The sequence below is a fragment of the Leisingera sp. M523 genome (genome assembly GCF_025141335.1).
Lineage (GTDB): Bacteria > Pseudomonadota > Alphaproteobacteria > Rhodobacterales > Rhodobacteraceae > Leisingera.
In genome coordinates this window covers 1,362,798-1,376,976 of the sequence record NZ_CP081036.1, presented here as the reverse complement: position 1 = coordinate 1,376,976, position 14,179 = coordinate 1,362,798, and the positions used below count along the sequence as shown (strand labels likewise).

The window sequence follows — 14,179 nt, the reverse complement described above, 5'->3', positions numbered from 1 at the left end:
GAATGGATTACACGGAATTCACCCCGAAGGGAAGGTTTGCCCTGGTCGATAGAATGGCCTGTCAGCTGTTCGAATCCGAGCGCTGGGAAACGGAATTTGCCAACCGCTACGGTCTATCCCGCCAGGCGGTTGGCAAGTGGGCGCATGAGGGCGCGCCGGTGTGGGCCTGTGTGGCGCTGCGGGATGCGCTGGCCGCCAAAGCGCTGCAGGCAATACGGGGGCAGATCAGCGATGTATTGGACCTGATGCCGGGCGGAGAGGCTGGAGACTTGCCGACCGGATAAGCCATTATTCGGACAGCCGTGCAAGTGCGCGTTGATATCGTTTCTGTAAGCTTGCACCTGGTCCGCCACAGCGCGACAGATTGTGGCGAAGATCTGCGATTTTCACCCGCCGCGCCGCTGGGTGTTGGCTGCACCTCTCGATATAGTCGGCATAGACTTCACCGGGCCGGCGCGTGATTGCATCCAGCCCCGGCCAAATCCGCAGTAGCGCCTGCGGCAAATACCCATCCTCAACGGTATCGTGCAGCAGGCCCAGGATGGGGTGGCCGCTGTGCATGGCTACGTGAAGGGAATGCAGCATCACCTCGGCCCCTACTTGACTGCAGGGTTCGCAAGGTCAACGCCTACGAACGATGGAGAGCAATCACCCATCAGCACCTTATCCCAGCGCTCAAGGGCGTCCCGCGCGCGCGCACCATCAGGATCAATCTGCTCGGCTGTCGCATACGCCATTGCCAAGGCAGCATCGCCAAGATGAGGATGTGCTTTCCTGAAATCTGATGGCTTCATGTCTCACCTCACCTCGATCGTCATCATGTCATAGGGCACCGCGAAGCGGGCGCTGTCCCAGGCCTCCGCAATGATGTCCAAAGTGTCGCGAAGGGCCGCGGCGATTGCCTTGCGCTGGCGGTCGGGCACCTGCGGCAGCCCCTTTTTCGGGCCGTCCAGCGGCGTGCGTGTCCATTCCTGCCGGATCGCCACTTCGCTTAGGCTGCGCTGATGCACGCAAACCCTTTGCGCCAGGTCCATCGGCTTGATGGGAAAGTGTCTTCCCAGCTTACAGCCCCGGGCGGTGCCGACCGGATAGATGAACGGCGGGGCCTTGGCCAATGCCGAAGCCCCGCAGGCCAGCATCTTCATCTGGTGGGCCTTGTGTTCGGAATATCCGCCACCGCCCTTGCTGCTGCTGTCCACATATTCGCGCAGGAACTCCTTGCCGTCGCCGCCCATCGCCTTTTCGTAAAGCGTGCCGAAATAGTTGCCGACTGCGCGCTGCGCCTGGGTGACATCAAGGCGCGGATCCAGCAGCTGGTGAACATTGGTCTTCATGCCGGCGCCGGTTTGCCGCTCCAGCCGCTGGCCGGTCCGGTCGAATATTTCGGCGGTGGCGTGCTGAAACACGCGCTGGCCGCCCTTGCGCAGCTGCTCGCGCGCCTGTTTTTTTGTGACGGTCACTTCCTGCCCTTTCTTCTCAGCCCGTGCGGCCTGTTGCCCACATGCCAGCCACGGCAGAACCCGCATTTGTAGGCCTGCAACGGCTTACCTCTGGTCTGCCGCATCCGGCCTGCAATCCTGCTCGCTTGGCGCCGCGTCAGCCTGTCTTTGGTGGCGCAGACCATCTCCCGCAGGTCGTACTCGACCGCCTCATCTTCCGGTGCCCCATCCTTCATTTTGCCCTCTCGAACTTGCCCACCTCATCCCCGAAGACATCAAAGCCCGGCCGCTCTTCCCGACTGAACAGCTCCAGGCGCGGCACATCACCCACCAGCTGCCGCGCCGCATCATAGGCTTCATCCGGCTTGCGGCTGTGCTCGCGCGCCTTGGCGTCCACGATCGAGCGCACGTTGCGGGCAAACGCCGGCTTGCCGATGGTGCCGATCAGGAACGGCTCCCCGGCAGAGCGAAGGCAGTAGCCGGTTCCAAAAGCCAGATGCCCGTTCTTGGTGCGCTTCACCCAGTGGCCAGCGGTCTTGAAGGTGAAGCCCCAGCAGGACATGACCTCGAACGCCTGTGGAAGCATCGGGTTGGTGGCCCAGAGCCACAGGGCGCAGTCGGGCGCTGCCAAATGCGAAACCGGCAGCCTCTTGATGTCGTCCAGAGACATGCAGCTGTAATGCGCGTTCGGGTTCTTGCGCTCGCCCGCCTTGCTCCAGTTGCGGAAGAGCCAGGGCGGGTCTGCCATGATCAGCCCATACTTCAGCCGGGGGATTGCATCGAAATCGGTGTAAACCGTCATCAGGCCGCCCTCCCCTGTTCTTGCTCCCGGAAACCGGTAATCAGCTGCCTCTTGAGCCAGACAATGTGCAGGAACATCAAACCGCGGTCGTCCGGCTTGGCCTTCAAACGCTTCACCAGCTCCTTCTCGTCGGTGGTGTCGGTCCATGTCATCACTACGGCGCGCTCCTCGGCCGCTACCTGCACCACCTCCGCCTCGCTGGTGCAGGCGCGCAGGCGGTCCTTGATCCGGTTCGCTTCAGCAAAGACCTCGCTCATTGGAACATCGCTCCTTCCATCGCCTGGCTTTTCAGCTTCTCCCAGAGCCGGGCCAGCTTCGGGCCCTGCGTCAGATCCCCCTTCCGCCACCGGCGCTTGCGGCGCGCGTAGAACCCGCGCCATCGTTTTGAGGTGGTCGACCAGTGCTTTTGACATATCCACTCGGCAAAGGGCTTTTCGGTGGTGCGGCCGCAGAACGGGATGCAGCACGGGGTGCGGTCAGCCATCAGATCAAATCCCCCTGCTCCGCCAGCTCCAGCCCGGCCTCTTGAGCCCATTTCAAGAAATCGGCTTCGATCTTCGGGAACACTCCGGGATGCTCATCACGGAATCGGTTACCGGGATAGCTCGCCCCCTTGATCCACTGGCCGCGGGATGCCCCCATTTCCAGCCAGACACCGTTCATCCAGCGGCCGGGATCGATCTTGAGTTTCCTGAAATCTGAGCGATCGACATAGCCGCGGCGCTCCAAAAGGACGCAAATCTTGATCGCCTGAACCTTCCAGCCACTGAGAACCACCGGGGATTTCACACCGGCAGGAACGTCAGGTACGTATTCCGGCAGCTCCAGGCGTGCTTCGGGGAAATGGTCGTGCCAGTGGTCGTCCTGCCATCGGTCATAACACCCTGTGGTCTTCATCTGTGAAGCTCTCGGCAGTTTCGGCGCGGAGAACCACTTGCAACCGGTGCGGCTGTTGGTGCCGTAAGAACTGACTTGCCCGTCCTTGCGGGTGACAGTGAGAACTGTGATCCCGAGAAGGTCAGCAAGTTTTTTGAACTCCGGGCTGACCCGCCCGACCAGAACGGCCCGGCAGTCCGGGCCGGTGGTCGCGTACCGGGCGCTCGTTTCAGCGGCCTGGGTAAGGACTTTGGCATTCAGCGTTTGCTTGGCCTCAACCCCGATCTGGAACCCAGTGTCATGAACCAGGATCATGTCAAACCCGGCGGTTTCGTTGTATGCGGTCCAATCCTTGGGAAGAGTTTCCTGGAAGGCTGCACAGAGTTCCGATTCTGTCTTGAATTTTGCAGGAGATCTCAAAACGGCATCTCCTCTGGCTGGTCTTCCAGATCAAAGAAGCGGTTGTAGCCCATGTCACAGCCAACGGTGACAGTGCCGATTTCACCCATCCGGGCCTTGCCGACAATGATCTCAGCCTTGCCCTTCCAACGCTCGATGTCGGCTTCCCAGTCCGCGCGGTCGTCGTCCTTCTTCGGTGGCGTTTGCCGGGTCAGGTAGTATTCGGGCCGGAACACAAACATCACGTTGTCCGGGGCGTTCTCCAGATCGCCGGAGCCGCGCAGGTCGGCCAGCCGCGGCCGGGCCTCGTTGTAGTCCGACACCCTGCCAATTGCCCGGTCGATCTGCGCCAGCGCCAGCACATGAACGTCCAGAACCTTAGCCACCTGCTTCAGATCATTGGCAACTTGCGCCAGGCGCACATGCGCGCTCTCGCCCCTCCCCCGCATCAGCTGGATGTAATCAAGAACCAGCAGCTTAAAGCCCTTAAAGTTCCCGTTCGGCTGCATCTTGCGCTTCAGCTTCTTGCCTTCGGACAGCACCGCTGACACGTCGCGCACACGGTCAGAGAAGATCTCCATAGGCAGGGATTGAAGCTCCTTTGCCGCACCGACCACCTTGGACCATGAATTCTCGCTCATCGGCCGGTCATAGGCTTTGTAGGGCACCTGCGAGATGGTGCTGTTGATCCGGTTCGCCAGATCCTCCTCCGGCATTTCCAGCGTCACGAAACCAACACCAAAGCCAGCGCGCGCCGCCGCAGTTGCAATGGACAGGGACAGCGCTGTCTTGCCCATGGATGTACCGCCGCCAAGGATCGTGTAGCGCTTCGGTGCTAGACTCACTGCGTCGTCAAGCGCCTTGATGCCTGTGGGCACGCTAACCTGATGCCCGGCCTTGATCTGGTGCATTTGCTCAAGGGCGCGCGTCTGTGCCTTCAGAAACGACATGGTACGCGGCTCGGCGGACGCCTCCTCGCGCTCATGCAGCATCAGCTCTAGATCAGCCGCGGCCTCATCGACACTGTGGCCGCCCTTGACCGCAGAGGTGGCCGCCTCCAGCCGGGTGCATATCACACGGCGCTGGTACAGATCCTGGACCATCCGCGCGTATCCTGAGACCTGTGAACCCGCAACGGACGCCCCCAGAAGCTTCTGCAAATACTTCTTGCCGCCCAGGGCAGTCAGGCCATCGTGGGCCGCCAGATCGGTTGCCACGGTGATCGGGCATGCAACATGGTCCCGCTCGATGCGGACTGCGAGATTCTTCCAGATGTCGCCATGCACCGGATCCCAGAATTGATCCGACCGCAGGAAAGACGAAACGTCGTGGTAACGATCGTTGTTCGCCAGAATGGCGCCCAGAACCTGCTGTTCGGCCTCGGTTGAGAAAAGATCGGCGGTGAAATTCTGCTCGTGCCTCATGCTGCGTTCCTCATCTGCTCGTGGGAAATTTTGATCCGGTTCAGGATCCATTGGACGCAAGGCACAGCCATGCTGTTACCGAGCGCCTTGTATTGGGGGCCATCTGCTGCCGGCTTGCCGCGGTAGGTGATTGCGCAGTGGTCATCAGGGAAGCCCTGCAGCCGGTGGCATTCGGTGGGCGTGAGGCGGCGAACTGCCCAGCCTTCAGCTAACGCCGGCGGATGCGCACCGGCCGCCAGCGGGTGGCAAGGGCCGCCAGGACGGGGATTGCTGTAGTTGGCCGCGCTGGTGATCTGGGTGGTGTCGAAGGCTACAGCCTGCGGAACCGTCCGCGCTTCTAGCGTGTAGGCGGCATCATCGGTGCGGAAACCCGCTCCATCAGGACAGGCGCCGGGGTTCTCGCAAACTGCGCGTTCTTGAATAGCGATGGCAGCGTGTCCGCCAGCGTTCTGATTGCTGCTCAGATGCCCCATGCTCCGGAGCGGCGGCGAGACGCCGCTCTGGTCGTGCTGCACCTCAGTGCCCTTGCAGTCGAAGGCGACGGGAACAAGGTTGTCCCGGTCGGCCTGATGGGCAAGATGCGGCTGGGCGCGGAGGGCGTGAGCGACGGGAACCAGGGGCGTGGCACGCCCCGTCCCGTCCTCGCTGGCGTCGAAGCCCTCACCGCGCAGAGTATGCGCGATCATGGTTTCAGTTTCGAAATCCTGCCGCCCCATGACCCCGGCGTTCAGGCAGTGTGCCACACTGCCTGTGCTGGTGATCAGTCCCCCGTCGCAGTCGAAGTCGGTTCCGAGTCCGCCACCGCCTTTAGTGCGCGCCGCAAGAGTGGGGGCAGCTCTTTCCCCCGTTTCTCGGCGCGGCGGCGAATCCCCGCGCAAGCGGTCGGGCTCAAGTAATACCGCTGCCGGATCGACGCAGTTTCCAAAATCGATGACAACGAACAAGCGGCGGCGCCGCTGCGCCACTCCGAACCATTGGGCGTCAAGAACAGCCCATGCCGCCCGTGCCCTTGGCCCCTCAACCATACCTTCACCTGGCCACTTTGGCCGGTGGTGGGGTTCTGCGAACTCGGTTTCGCCTGTTGGCTCTCCGTCGTCGCCGAGAATGTCGATATCGCCGCCCTTGTGCCACTTCCAGAACTTGCTGGATTTTCCAGGCATGGGGCGTTCACCTGGAGTGAGGGCATCCAGTGCTCCGACAATTCCTGCCAGGAAGCACCCAAAGGCGTTACCCTTATCGGAGAGGACGCCGGGGACGTTTTCCCAGAGGACGGCGAGTTTTCCATCAGGTCGAGCAGCGACAAGTTCATGCAGGATCTCCACAAATTTAAGGGTGAGGTTGCCGCGGGCGTCATCAGTGCCCTTGCGCAGGCCGGCCACGGAAAAGGCTTGGCAGGGAGTGCCGGCGACAAGCAGGTCCGGCAGCGGCACGCCGCGCTGGCGCAGCAGATCCGGATTGATTTCGGTCATGTCGCCCCAGAGGAGCGGGTCACCTTGGTTGTGATCCTCGGGCAGCCGGTAGCCGAAGCGCTCCTGCAGAACGGCGCGCGGGAACGGCTCAATCTCAGAGGCCAGGCGCCAATCCACCCAAGGGGCAGCCATTTCGGGGGCCCCAATGCCGGAACAGAAGGTTGCGCCGATCATTGCTTCACCCCCTCGAAAGCGTAGCCACGGGCGAAATAGTTCACGATCCGGCCATGGCTGGCGGGAAGGCGTCTGCGGATGTGGCAAATCACAGTCGAGATGATGTTCTGATCCGGCCCGCTGTCCCCGGGGCGCGCTGCATAGAGCAGATTGTAGAGCTGGCCTGCAGAGACAGGGTTTGGTGCGGCTTCGTAGAGGGACCCCAGCAAAAGGCGCTGTGTGGGGGTGAAATGGACGCCCCATGTGTCGATCTCGTGCTGCTGCGCGGAAACGACGGGCAAAGCCTCCTCCAGCACGCCCAGCAGATACTCCACAGCATCGCGCGGCGGCATCTCTTCTGCCAAGTTGCGGATCGTTTCGGGGACCGGAAGATTGGGCTTCAGGCCGCGCCGTCCTAAAGCGCTGCGCGTGGCGCTCGTGTTTGCCCCTGCAAGGTCGGCAATATCTGCTGTCGTCTTACCTGCGCGTACCAGCTCGTCTAGGTCAATCCCCCTCCAGATCATGCTCATCATGCTTTCCCCCCGTAGCCGTAGCGCTTCAGCCAGTAGCTGGCCTCGGCGTTGGGCCGGCCGTCCGAGTCCTTCATTGAAGGCGGGCAGATGCCGTCCTGCAGCATGGAGCGGCGGGAGGGGGTCAAATCCTCCTCACGGTACTCAGCCCCCGAGGGCGCCTCCATGAACGGCTCCCAACCCGGCTGACGCAGCCAGGGCAGCGTACCCTTGAGGTACTGGGGGTCACGCACTGAGGCGATGTACGCCGCAGCACAGCGGTTCAATTCGTCCGGGCTGATCTTTTCCGCTTTCGGGTGCAGGCCGGTGCAGGCCGCACGGTAGACCTTGAGGCAGTCGGCTTTGCCAGTCTTTCGCTGATGCTTGGGCCAGATGCTTTCCCAGAAGGTCTGAAACCCTTCCTCGATCGGTTCCGCGGTCTCGTTCTGCTGATCCGCTTCCCCATTTGCTGAGAATAGATCATCAGCCCCCTCTGGGGGTTTGGGGGTATGTTTATTATCTGGTTTACTATCTGGTAATGGTTTGCCCTCAGGGGCAATTGTCTCTGCCCTTTTGGGCAAATGCATGTTGACCAATTCGGCAAATGCAACAGTCCCTTCCGCCAGCGCATACCACTTGGTCCGGTCTCGGAGATCTTCATTGAAATTTCCGCTGACCAGGAGGGCACTTTCTTCCAGTCTTTCCAACGCCAGGCGGATCTGCTTGGGCGTCAGGTAGGGGAACAGAACCCCGAATTCCTTGACGGTGTTGTAGGTCCAAACATTCCCGTCGTGGACATTGCGGTTTTTGACAGCGTTGCGCTCGCACCAGAACCTGATGTTCTGATAGATCACGGCAGCATTCAGGCCTACAGCCCTGGCAATTCCCGGGTCGAAGCTGTGTCGGCTCATAACAACACCTCCCCAGCCAGCTGGCAGGTCCAGGAAGCCGAGCACTGCACATAGGCTAGGAAAGCGGCCTGGGAGCGCGCCTCCTGCTCGCTACGAGCCTGAACGGTCTTTTCCAGCACGGTTCCGTCGCGCTGGATAAAAGACAGCTCATAGGCCCCTTTTTCGGGCTCAAAGAGATCCCTCATCTTCATTTCACGTCCCTTTCGTAAATACGTGCGATCAGGCCGCTTTCCCGGAGGATGCGGACCTCGTTACGCACGTCTTCAACGGCGCAGGACAAACGCAGGGCGATGTCCTCGACGCCGAAGCCTTCCGCCAGCGCCTTACGGACGCGGCAAATCCATTGTGAATTGCGGGCAGCGTTATCCATGCCGGAACAGCTCCCCTGCTGGGGCAGCCTGGTGGCCGCTCACATGGGTCGCGCAGGCCCAATCCCAGAGCGCACAGGCGTCTGCAGCATCGTGATCAGTGCCGATGTCCCAGCCCAGAAGATGGCAACGCTTCACTACCTCGACCTTGATCGCCAGCTTGGCGGCGACCGGCTTCAGATGGGGGAAATCGCTGACGCTGAAGGACCGTCCCAGAAAATGCTTCCTGATGGCTCCCAGGTTGGCGGGCTTGCACTTGACGCCCCGGTTCTTCGCGCAGGCCCTCACACAGGCCACGAGGCCAATCAGGTAGTGCGAGGCCTTGGGTCCACCGATGGCCGCCTCGATCACAATCAGATCGGGGCTGTGGGCCTCAATCAGGCCTTGCGTCATGATCAGCGCATTGTTGAACCGCCGGGCTTCCAACTCTGCCTTCTCATCCTTGGACAAGCGCCCGCGGCCGGGCGCCTCACCAAGACTGATCGACCAGGCACGGGGATCTGCGCCGGAAACTCCGACGCAGATGCCTGTTGTGGTGGCCACATCAAGCGCGAGGATCTTCACGCCGATGCCCCGCGGTTGAAGTTGAGCGGTGTCACCTTGCTGTCGCCCATCACCTGATCGACCTCAGAATTGAACTCCTCGGTCTCCTGGTCATCCGGCTTGGCGTCAGCCTTGGGTTTGGGTGCCGGGTTCGCCTTTGAATCAGCCTTCGGCTTGGCGGTGCGCTTCGGCTTTGCCGCGGGCTTCGCTGTCGCCTTAGCCTCTTCCTTCGGCTTCGGGCCTTCAAGATTCATCTCGCCGGTGCCCTGCCCGCCCACATGGTCCTTCAGCATCGGCAAAATGGCTTCCATGGACCGGATCACATCCATGGCCTTGTGCTGGCCATCTTTCATGTCCAGCTTCTTCACGATGGTCTTGCCCCAGCTGTAGGCCTGGCTGTTCAGCCCGGTATCCTCCAAGAACTTGTTGGCCTTGGCGGCGCTCTCGCTGGAGTCGGAAGAACGCGCGCGTTCCTCGCGGATCCTCTCAGCGAATTGGCCAATCAACGCGTCGTGCTCGACGGTAGGGCCGTCAAACGCCTGGCGCACTTGTGCTCCTTCTGTGCCCATATCGGGTCTCCTTCTTTGGTGGTGGTAGTGGCGGGCAGAAAACCTGCCCTTAGGGACCGGGGCAGCGGAAAGCCGCCCCGGGGAATTGGAAATCAACTTGATGAATGTCCGGAGGAAACCGCGGCGGCCATCATCGACTCCGCGTAGGCTCGGGATCGGGCTAGTACTTCTTCAGCCTCTTGGATCTCTTTGGAAGCTTTGGCCCAATCTTCTGCGCTTGCGCTCTGTTGGGCCGCAAAGATGGCATCAACGGCTTCACCGGTCTCTTTGAAGATTTTCCCGGCCTGGGCCATGATGCAGCCACCAGCCGTTACCTCATTTGGCTTCAGCTGACGTGTTCGCATTCGGGAAACAGGGTGACGTCCCGCGGCATCTTCAAGTGCCCAGATCTCATCTGCAGGCCATCCGCAGTGACCAGCAAGGCGCTTAGAAAGCGTCCCCTTGCTGACCGGGCGACCTGTTCGTGCATAGATAGTCTCGGCCGCGGCATCCAGCGAACCAAACGTCCCATCTATGAGTGCAGCCATCTGCGCGTTGAGGAGAGCACGCGTTGCAGGCATTGGAAACCTCGTTTTCTTGGTGAAGGCGAATGCAACCCTAAGTGTTCAGTAGAAGGCAGATTTTCACCGCCCCGACACTTTCGGACAGGCAACAAGCAACCCTTAAATGTGAGCAGGAGACCCTGAATGGCTCCCTTTGGACTTTCGCTTTCCAAGCCACTCGCTGACGGGGACTTCCCCGCCAGTGGCGTTTTGGATCTTTTCCATCAAGTCGATGCCAGGCCGACGCTTACCGGCCAGGATCTGGTTCAAGTATGGCGCTGAAATTCCAACCTTCTCAGCGAAGGCTTTTTGCCGGATCTTCTTGCGTTTGAGATATTTCGAGAGAGTAGCCATGCGTGAAACTTAGCCATTAGCTAATTTTCACGCAAGAACCAATTTCACTATTTGCTAATCGTTGTCGAGCGACTGGGGTGATAAAAAATTAGCATGCAGCTAACGCTTCGAATCCGGGAACTACGTAAGACCAATGGCCTCACGCTCGCTGAGCTGGCAGGAAAAATTGGCGTGTCCGCACCCCACCTGTCTGAAGTGGAGCGCGGCAAGAAGAACTTGAACAATCATTTGATTGAGAGGATCGCGGACGCTCTAGGCGTTTCGCCAACAGAACTCCTGGGTGCGCCGCCTCGCAACAAGATCATTGGAGATCTTGAAAAGTATCTTTCGGGAAAATCTGAGAAAGAACAGCAGGGACTTCTAGAAGCGATGAAGGCCCTTGAAGCTTCCCTTGCTGGAGGCGGCACCACGCAAGACTAAGCGTAAGATCGCCCATCCCTTGCAGCGCAGCGACAATCTCTTCCTTCTTCATCTTTCCTCCGGGTGCTCTTAGTGCCTGGGGCAAATCGACTTGGTGCCGTACCTAAGTATCTCCCTCGGGTTGTGTCAACAAATCGAACACGCTATCTACATTTGCAGATTTCTGGTTTGTCAGGGTTTCAAATTGAAGATTGCAGGAGAAAAGGTTGCCCGCTTGGCCAGGGAGAAATTCGGCTCCCTTAGAGCAGGATGTGAAGCCGCTGGCGTCAATTACAAGACCTTCAACGCGCAACTAAACAGGGGCAGCAGACTGACCCTTGATGTCATATACCCCCTTTGTCGGTGCCTAGGCGTTACCGTTGAGCAGCTTCTGTCTGATGACGCGTCAGTAATCGGGCTCTCCGCACAGGATGCGGCCGACGAACAGAGAGCTTTAGCCTACAATCAGAAACTTCGAAAACTCCACGCCGAACTTATCAGGCATGGGACACCGCCGGATTGCGATGACATCCTGAACTGGCTGCGGTCATCTGGTGGTCGCTTCACCCCACACGATCAAATCAGCGGCTACGTAGATGTATTCCAATCCGTAGACCCATCTGACAACCTCATGAAGCCCCACTTAATCGGACGCGCGAGCCTTGCAAGCCTCTGGATCGGCATAGAATCGGCTTCTGAATACAATAGAAAAGTAGGTCAATTCAGCCGGGACATCATTGACGCCTCTTTGATGGCCCATCTGCGCGTCCAAGAGGCAAACCGCTACAACGTTGAAGATGTAACGGTTTACGGCGAGATTGACGGAAAGGTGATTGAAGAAAGCTACCGGCGGGTGATTGCTCCAGTCAAAGATGAAACTGGCCGCAACTTCAACCTTGTCTTCGCTCAGCTTCTTCCTTCGATCGAATAGCGTGCCGGTAACTCGCCCTGTCCAGGCCAATCACGTAATGACTGTCGAGCCGGCCGGGAGGCGGCGGCGACTTCCAGGTAACAGCGCGCGGCACATGAAACGAGAACTCATAGTGGCGCGCCAGGGAAACGTGCTCCTCCGGGATAAAGGCGTACATCCAGTCAAAGTCCGACCATTTTAAAGCACTGAGGGCTTTCAAATACCCAACAAAGGCTGGAAGGAGACCGCGCCTCCCTTTCGCGCCTGAGGAGAATTCCAGCTCCCCTATGTAGATGAGCTTTCCAGCAAGTGCCGAAGAAAGTGGTGGTGCAACGGCCTCAATTAGATCGGCGCTCCCCGCATACTGAGAACGGCTGGTACGCCGGATGTAACTCTCGAAGCTCTCATCATCCAGGTCTTCGCACTTCACCCCGGCGGAACCGATGTCCACCCCATCCTTCTGGAGGAAGATCCAGAAGGCCGACTTTCGGGTGAAGTCCAACCGATCCACATCCATCATTGGATTTACACGATTGCGGCCGGTAGAACGCACACGCTGCTTCACAGCGGTGAAGTCATCCACGGCTTCGACATCAAAGCCCAAGTTTTGAATATCTTGCAGATGCCGAGCCATCTGAGACGTAATTTTGTGGGTCCACACAGCAATCACCCTAAGAAATTTCGCGCCCCGTCTTAGCAGTGAGCAACTCAACCGCCTAGGGGCAGATTTTGCCATTCACTAAACCTAGCAATGTCAGCTTCACAAAAAAATTCGCTAATAGCTAATTTTTGCTCTTGCCAAAAATTAGCTGATTGCTAAGTTCTACCCATGACGAATGTGGAAGACAGGCAGAGACCTGCACAAGTCAAGAGAACGGAGTGTGAAGATGACGATTGCAGCGAAGAAGTTCACACCTGCACGCACGAGTTTCGCGTGTAGCAGGTGCAGGGACACCGGTCTGACCTTCGAAGGAACAGGCCATCGGATGTCCGGATACCCCTACGCAGAAAAGCACGCTGCGGTCTCCTGCCGATGCAAGGCAGGCAAGCTCCTGGACGCAAATCAAGGCGGGCTCTTGGCTCGGGAACGTGCCGCTCAGACTGCTGCGGATGATCTGATGTCAGAGGTGAAGCAATGACCGGCCCAGACAAGCGCGGCAGCATGGCCCATGTGTTTGAGGCCTACAACACCCGCCAGAAGCGCCGGAAGCCCTGGCTGGCTGGCTGGGGTGCGGCCTTGACCATTGCGGGCGCCGGCGGGTTTCTCGCCGTCCTCCTGGGCCAGGCATGGCTCCAGTGGATGCTGCACGAGACCTGCCCTTTCTAACACTCCGGCACCCGGTCGATAGCTGCCATGCATCCCGGGAGCCCAACTTGCCGGCGGATGACACAAGCCACCGCTCACGGATCGCTTAACCAGCCATCCGCCGGCCTCTTATTGCCTCGAAAGGAGAGAACAATGAAGGACTATGTAGACCCGACAAACGGCACCGATATTATCACTCTGCCCGAGAAAGCAGACCTGCCCGCCTACTTCCTCAGGGAAGGCGGTATCGAAGAACTCGTCACAAAGATCGAAGCCGAAGTCGACAGGGTAGAACACGACTACAGCACTGCCAAAGGCCGTAAGTCCTCCCGGTCTTATGCCTCCAAGGTTTCCAGTTCCAAGACCTTGCTGGAAACCGTTCGCAAGGAGATCACTGCAGACTGGCGGGAGAAGACCGCGAAGGTGAACGCGGCGGGCAAGATTGCTGTGGAGCGACTGGACGCGCTGCGCGACCGGATCAGGGCCCCAGCGGACGCCTTCGAGAAGAAGGAAGCCGATCGCCAGGCCGCGCACATGCGGGCTATGGATCAATTCGGCCTGGAAGAGCTGAGCGCGCACAGCGGTGTGGCCGAGCTGAAGGCCAAGATCGAAGCCATTGAAGCGGTGGAAATCGGCACCTCCTGGGAGGAGTTCGAAGGTGAAGCCCGCGAGGCCAAGGCCGCCGCGCTGACCAAGTACCGTTCCGATCTGGGTATTGCAGAACAGCGCGAGGCAGCCGACCGGGAGCTGGAAGAGCTTCGCCGGGAGAAGGCGGAGCGCGAGGCCCGGGAAGCCGAGGAAAAGGCCGCCAAGGAGCGCGAGGCGCAGGAGAAGGCTGCCGCCGAGGAGACGGAGCGCCAGCAGCGCGAAGCCTCTGAGCGTGCCGTACAGGAGGCCAAGGAAGCCGCTGCACGAGAGGTTCAGGCCGCCAAGGAAGCCCAAGAACGTGCCGAACGTGAAGCTGAGGAGCGCGCCGAGGCAGCTGCCAAGGCAGAACGTCTCCGCTTTGCTCGGGAGCAGCAGGCGGCAGCAGAGGCGGAAGCCAAGCGCAAGGCAGACACGGCGCACCGCCTGAAGATACGCACCGAGATCGTGCAGTCCTTCACCAACATGGAACCGGACGGTTGGGAAACGACCGTGGACGCCATGATCGACGGGAAAATCCCACACGTGAAGGTCAGCCTGTAATCCGCGAACCGACCGCGG

The 14,179-nt window shown here is 59.8% G+C and carries 23 protein-coding genes; 5 read left to right on the top strand and 18 right to left on the bottom strand.

Going from position 1 to position 14,179, the window contains the following annotated elements; all coding sequences use genetic code 11:
• The first annotated feature begins 2 nt into the window (after nt 1–2).
• Complete coding sequence (locus tag K3557_RS06850) at nt 3–284, top strand: hypothetical protein (protein ID WP_259998660.1); 282 nt, start codon at nt 3–5, stop codon at nt 282–284.
• Between the two features lie 4 nt (nt 285–288).
• Here the strand turns inward: K3557_RS06850 and K3557_RS06845 are convergent, their stop codons facing one another.
• From K3557_RS06845 to K3557_RS06765, 17 genes are all read right to left on the bottom strand, one after another.
• Nucleotides 289–585 (bottom strand): hypothetical protein, encoded by a 297-nt coding sequence (locus K3557_RS06845; RefSeq protein ID WP_259998658.1) that lies wholly within the window; start codon nt 583–585, stop codon nt 289–291.
• Nucleotides 586–596: 11 nt separating this feature from the next.
• The gene (locus K3557_RS06840) at nt 597–794 is read right to left on the bottom strand and encodes a hypothetical protein (protein WP_259998656.1); all 198 of its coding nucleotides are present in this window, start codon (nt 792–794) and stop codon (nt 597–599) included.
• A gap of 3 nt (nt 795–797) precedes the next feature.
• Complete coding sequence (locus K3557_RS06835; protein WP_259998655.1) at nt 798–1,460, bottom strand: hypothetical protein; 663 nt, start codon at nt 1,458–1,460, stop codon at nt 798–800.
• A gap of 211 nt (nt 1,461–1,671) precedes the next feature.
• Nucleotides 1,672–2,241, bottom strand: a complete 570-nt coding sequence (locus K3557_RS06830; RefSeq protein WP_259998653.1) for an MT-A70 family methyltransferase — start codon at nt 2,239–2,241, stop codon at nt 1,672–1,674.
• Nucleotides 2,241–2,498, bottom strand: a complete 258-nt coding sequence (locus K3557_RS06825; RefSeq protein ID WP_259998651.1) for a hypothetical protein — start codon at nt 2,496–2,498, stop codon at nt 2,241–2,243. The genes K3557_RS06830 and K3557_RS06825 overlap by 1 nt, the downstream gene beginning before the upstream one ends.
• Nucleotides 2,495–2,725, bottom strand: coding sequence for a hypothetical protein (locus K3557_RS06820; protein WP_259998649.1), 231 nt, complete (start codon nt 2,723–2,725; stop codon nt 2,495–2,497). Before K3557_RS06820 ends, K3557_RS06825 begins: the two co-directional genes overlap by 4 nt.
• Nucleotides 2,725–3,537, bottom strand: coding sequence for a hypothetical protein (locus tag K3557_RS06815; protein WP_259998647.1), 813 nt, complete (start codon nt 3,535–3,537; stop codon nt 2,725–2,727). Before K3557_RS06815 ends, K3557_RS06820 begins: the two co-directional genes overlap by 1 nt.
• A complete protein-coding gene (locus K3557_RS06810) occupies nt 3,534–4,940 on the bottom strand; it encodes a DnaB-like helicase C-terminal domain-containing protein (RefSeq protein WP_259998645.1) in 1,407 nt (468 codons plus the stop codon). Before K3557_RS06810 ends, K3557_RS06815 begins: the two co-directional genes overlap by 4 nt.
• The gene (locus K3557_RS06805; protein WP_259998643.1) at nt 4,937–6,583 is read right to left on the bottom strand and encodes a DNA cytosine methyltransferase; all 1,647 of its coding nucleotides are present in this window, start codon (nt 6,581–6,583) and stop codon (nt 4,937–4,939) included. Before K3557_RS06805 ends, K3557_RS06810 begins: the two co-directional genes overlap by 4 nt.
• Nucleotides 6,580–7,092, bottom strand: coding sequence for a helix-turn-helix domain-containing protein (locus K3557_RS06800; RefSeq protein ID WP_259998641.1), 513 nt, complete (start codon nt 7,090–7,092; stop codon nt 6,580–6,582). The genes K3557_RS06805 and K3557_RS06800 overlap by 4 nt, the downstream gene beginning before the upstream one ends.
• Nucleotides 7,092–7,982, bottom strand: a complete 891-nt coding sequence (locus tag K3557_RS06795) for a hypothetical protein (protein ID WP_259998639.1) — start codon at nt 7,980–7,982, stop codon at nt 7,092–7,094. The genes K3557_RS06800 and K3557_RS06795 overlap by 1 nt, the downstream gene beginning before the upstream one ends.
• On the bottom strand, nt 7,979–8,173 hold the full coding sequence (locus K3557_RS06790; protein ID WP_259998637.1) for a hypothetical protein: 195 nt from the start codon (nt 8,171–8,173) through the stop codon (nt 7,979–7,981). Before K3557_RS06790 ends, K3557_RS06795 begins: the two co-directional genes overlap by 4 nt.
• Complete coding sequence (locus tag K3557_RS06785) at nt 8,170–8,352, bottom strand: hypothetical protein (RefSeq protein WP_259998635.1); 183 nt, start codon at nt 8,350–8,352, stop codon at nt 8,170–8,172. Before K3557_RS06785 ends, K3557_RS06790 begins: the two co-directional genes overlap by 4 nt.
• On the bottom strand, nt 8,345–8,914 hold the full coding sequence (locus K3557_RS06780) for a hypothetical protein (protein WP_259998633.1): 570 nt from the start codon (nt 8,912–8,914) through the stop codon (nt 8,345–8,347). Before K3557_RS06780 ends, K3557_RS06785 begins: the two co-directional genes overlap by 8 nt.
• Nucleotides 8,911–9,462 (bottom strand): hypothetical protein, encoded by a 552-nt coding sequence (locus K3557_RS06775; protein ID WP_259998631.1) that lies wholly within the window; start codon nt 9,460–9,462, stop codon nt 8,911–8,913. The genes K3557_RS06780 and K3557_RS06775 overlap by 4 nt, the downstream gene beginning before the upstream one ends.
• Nucleotides 9,463–9,554: 92 nt before the next feature.
• Nucleotides 9,555–9,989 carry a hypothetical protein gene (locus tag K3557_RS06770; protein ID WP_259998629.1) on the bottom strand — a complete coding sequence of 145 codons (435 nt, stop codon included), beginning with the start codon at nt 9,987–9,989 and terminating at the stop codon, nt 9,555–9,557.
• Between the two features lie 135 nt (nt 9,990–10,124).
• Nucleotides 10,125–10,358, bottom strand: coding sequence for a helix-turn-helix transcriptional regulator (locus tag K3557_RS06765; RefSeq protein WP_259998627.1), 234 nt, complete (start codon nt 10,356–10,358; stop codon nt 10,125–10,127).
• A 93-nt stretch (nt 10,359–10,451) separates the two neighbouring features.
• Between K3557_RS06765 and K3557_RS06760 the strand changes: the two genes are divergently transcribed.
• Both K3557_RS06760 and K3557_RS06755 read left to right on the top strand, forming a co-directional pair.
• Complete coding sequence (locus K3557_RS06760) at nt 10,452–10,778, top strand: helix-turn-helix domain-containing protein (protein WP_259998626.1); 327 nt, start codon at nt 10,452–10,454, stop codon at nt 10,776–10,778.
• A gap of 184 nt (nt 10,779–10,962) precedes the next feature.
• Complete coding sequence (locus tag K3557_RS06755; protein ID WP_259998624.1) at nt 10,963–11,688, top strand: hypothetical protein; 726 nt, start codon at nt 10,963–10,965, stop codon at nt 11,686–11,688.
• Here K3557_RS06755 and K3557_RS06750 read toward each other — a convergent pair.
• The gene (locus K3557_RS06750) at nt 11,648–12,301 is read right to left on the bottom strand and encodes a hypothetical protein (protein WP_259998622.1); all 654 of its coding nucleotides are present in this window, start codon (nt 12,299–12,301) and stop codon (nt 11,648–11,650) included. The genes K3557_RS06755 and K3557_RS06750 overlap by 41 nt on opposite strands.
• Nucleotides 12,302–12,802: 501 nt before the next feature.
• Here K3557_RS06750 and K3557_RS06745 point away from each other — a divergent pair.
• Both K3557_RS06745 and K3557_RS06740 read left to right on the top strand, forming a co-directional pair.
• Nucleotides 12,803–12,994 (top strand): hypothetical protein, encoded by a 192-nt coding sequence (locus K3557_RS06745; RefSeq protein WP_259998620.1) that lies wholly within the window; start codon nt 12,803–12,805, stop codon nt 12,992–12,994.
• Nucleotides 12,995–13,126: 132 nt separating this feature from the next.
• The gene (locus K3557_RS06740) at nt 13,127–14,161 is read left to right on the top strand and encodes a hypothetical protein (RefSeq protein WP_259998617.1); all 1,035 of its coding nucleotides are present in this window, start codon (nt 13,127–13,129) and stop codon (nt 14,159–14,161) included.
• Nucleotides 14,162–14,179 lie beyond the last annotated feature (18 nt).

Excerpts from the sequence above, each read along its gene's own strand:
- K3557_RS06740 (WP_259998617.1), top strand. The coding sequence starts at position 13,127 with ATGAAGGACTATGTAGACCCGACAAACGGCACCGATATTATCACTCTG.
- K3557_RS06830 (WP_259998653.1), bottom strand. The coding sequence starts at position 2,241 with ATGACGGTTTACACCGATTTCGATGCAATCCCCCGGCTGAAGTATGGG.
- K3557_RS06750 (WP_259998622.1), bottom strand. The coding sequence starts at position 12,301 with ATGGCTCGGCATCTGCAAGATATTCAAAACTTGGGCTTTGATGTCGAA.
- K3557_RS06790 (WP_259998637.1), bottom strand. The coding sequence starts at position 8,173 with ATGAAGATGAGGGATCTCTTTGAGCCCGAAAAAGGGGCCTATGAGCTG.
- K3557_RS06810 (WP_259998645.1), bottom strand. The coding sequence starts at position 4,940 with ATGAGGCACGAGCAGAATTTCACCGCCGATCTTTTCTCAACCGAGGCC.
- K3557_RS06840 (WP_259998656.1), bottom strand. The coding sequence starts at position 794 with ATGAAGCCATCAGATTTCAGGAAAGCACATCCTCATCTTGGCGATGCT.
- K3557_RS06760 (WP_259998626.1), top strand. The coding sequence starts at position 10,452 with ATGCAGCTAACGCTTCGAATCCGGGAACTACGTAAGACCAATGGCCTC.
- K3557_RS06770 (WP_259998629.1), bottom strand. The coding sequence starts at position 9,989 with ATGGCTGCACTCATAGATGGGACGTTTGGTTCGCTGGATGCCGCGGCC.
- K3557_RS06745 (WP_259998620.1), top strand. The coding sequence starts at position 12,803 with ATGACCGGCCCAGACAAGCGCGGCAGCATGGCCCATGTGTTTGAGGCC.
- K3557_RS06845 (WP_259998658.1), bottom strand. The coding sequence starts at position 585 with ATGCTGCATTCCCTTCACGTAGCCATGCACAGCGGCCACCCCATCCTG.
- K3557_RS06800 (WP_259998641.1), bottom strand. The coding sequence starts at position 7,092 with ATGAGCATGATCTGGAGGGGGATTGACCTAGACGAGCTGGTACGCGCA.
- K3557_RS06785 (WP_259998635.1), bottom strand. The coding sequence starts at position 8,352 with ATGGATAACGCTGCCCGCAATTCACAATGGATTTGCCGCGTCCGTAAG.
- K3557_RS06775 (WP_259998631.1), bottom strand. The coding sequence starts at position 9,462 with ATGGGCACAGAAGGAGCACAAGTGCGCCAGGCGTTTGACGGCCCTACC.
- K3557_RS06820 (WP_259998649.1), bottom strand. The coding sequence starts at position 2,725 with ATGGCTGACCGCACCCCGTGCTGCATCCCGTTCTGCGGCCGCACCACC.
- K3557_RS06805 (WP_259998643.1), bottom strand. The coding sequence starts at position 6,583 with ATGATCGGCGCAACCTTCTGTTCCGGCATTGGGGCCCCCGAAATGGCT.
- K3557_RS06765 (WP_259998627.1), bottom strand. The coding sequence starts at position 10,358 with ATGGCTACTCTCTCGAAATATCTCAAACGCAAGAAGATCCGGCAAAAA.
- K3557_RS06795 (WP_259998639.1), bottom strand. The coding sequence starts at position 7,982 with ATGAGCCGACACAGCTTCGACCCGGGAATTGCCAGGGCTGTAGGCCTG.
- K3557_RS06850 (WP_259998660.1), top strand. The coding sequence starts at position 3 with ATGGATTACACGGAATTCACCCCGAAGGGAAGGTTTGCCCTGGTCGAT.
- K3557_RS06825 (WP_259998651.1), bottom strand. The coding sequence starts at position 2,498 with ATGAGCGAGGTCTTTGCTGAAGCGAACCGGATCAAGGACCGCCTGCGC.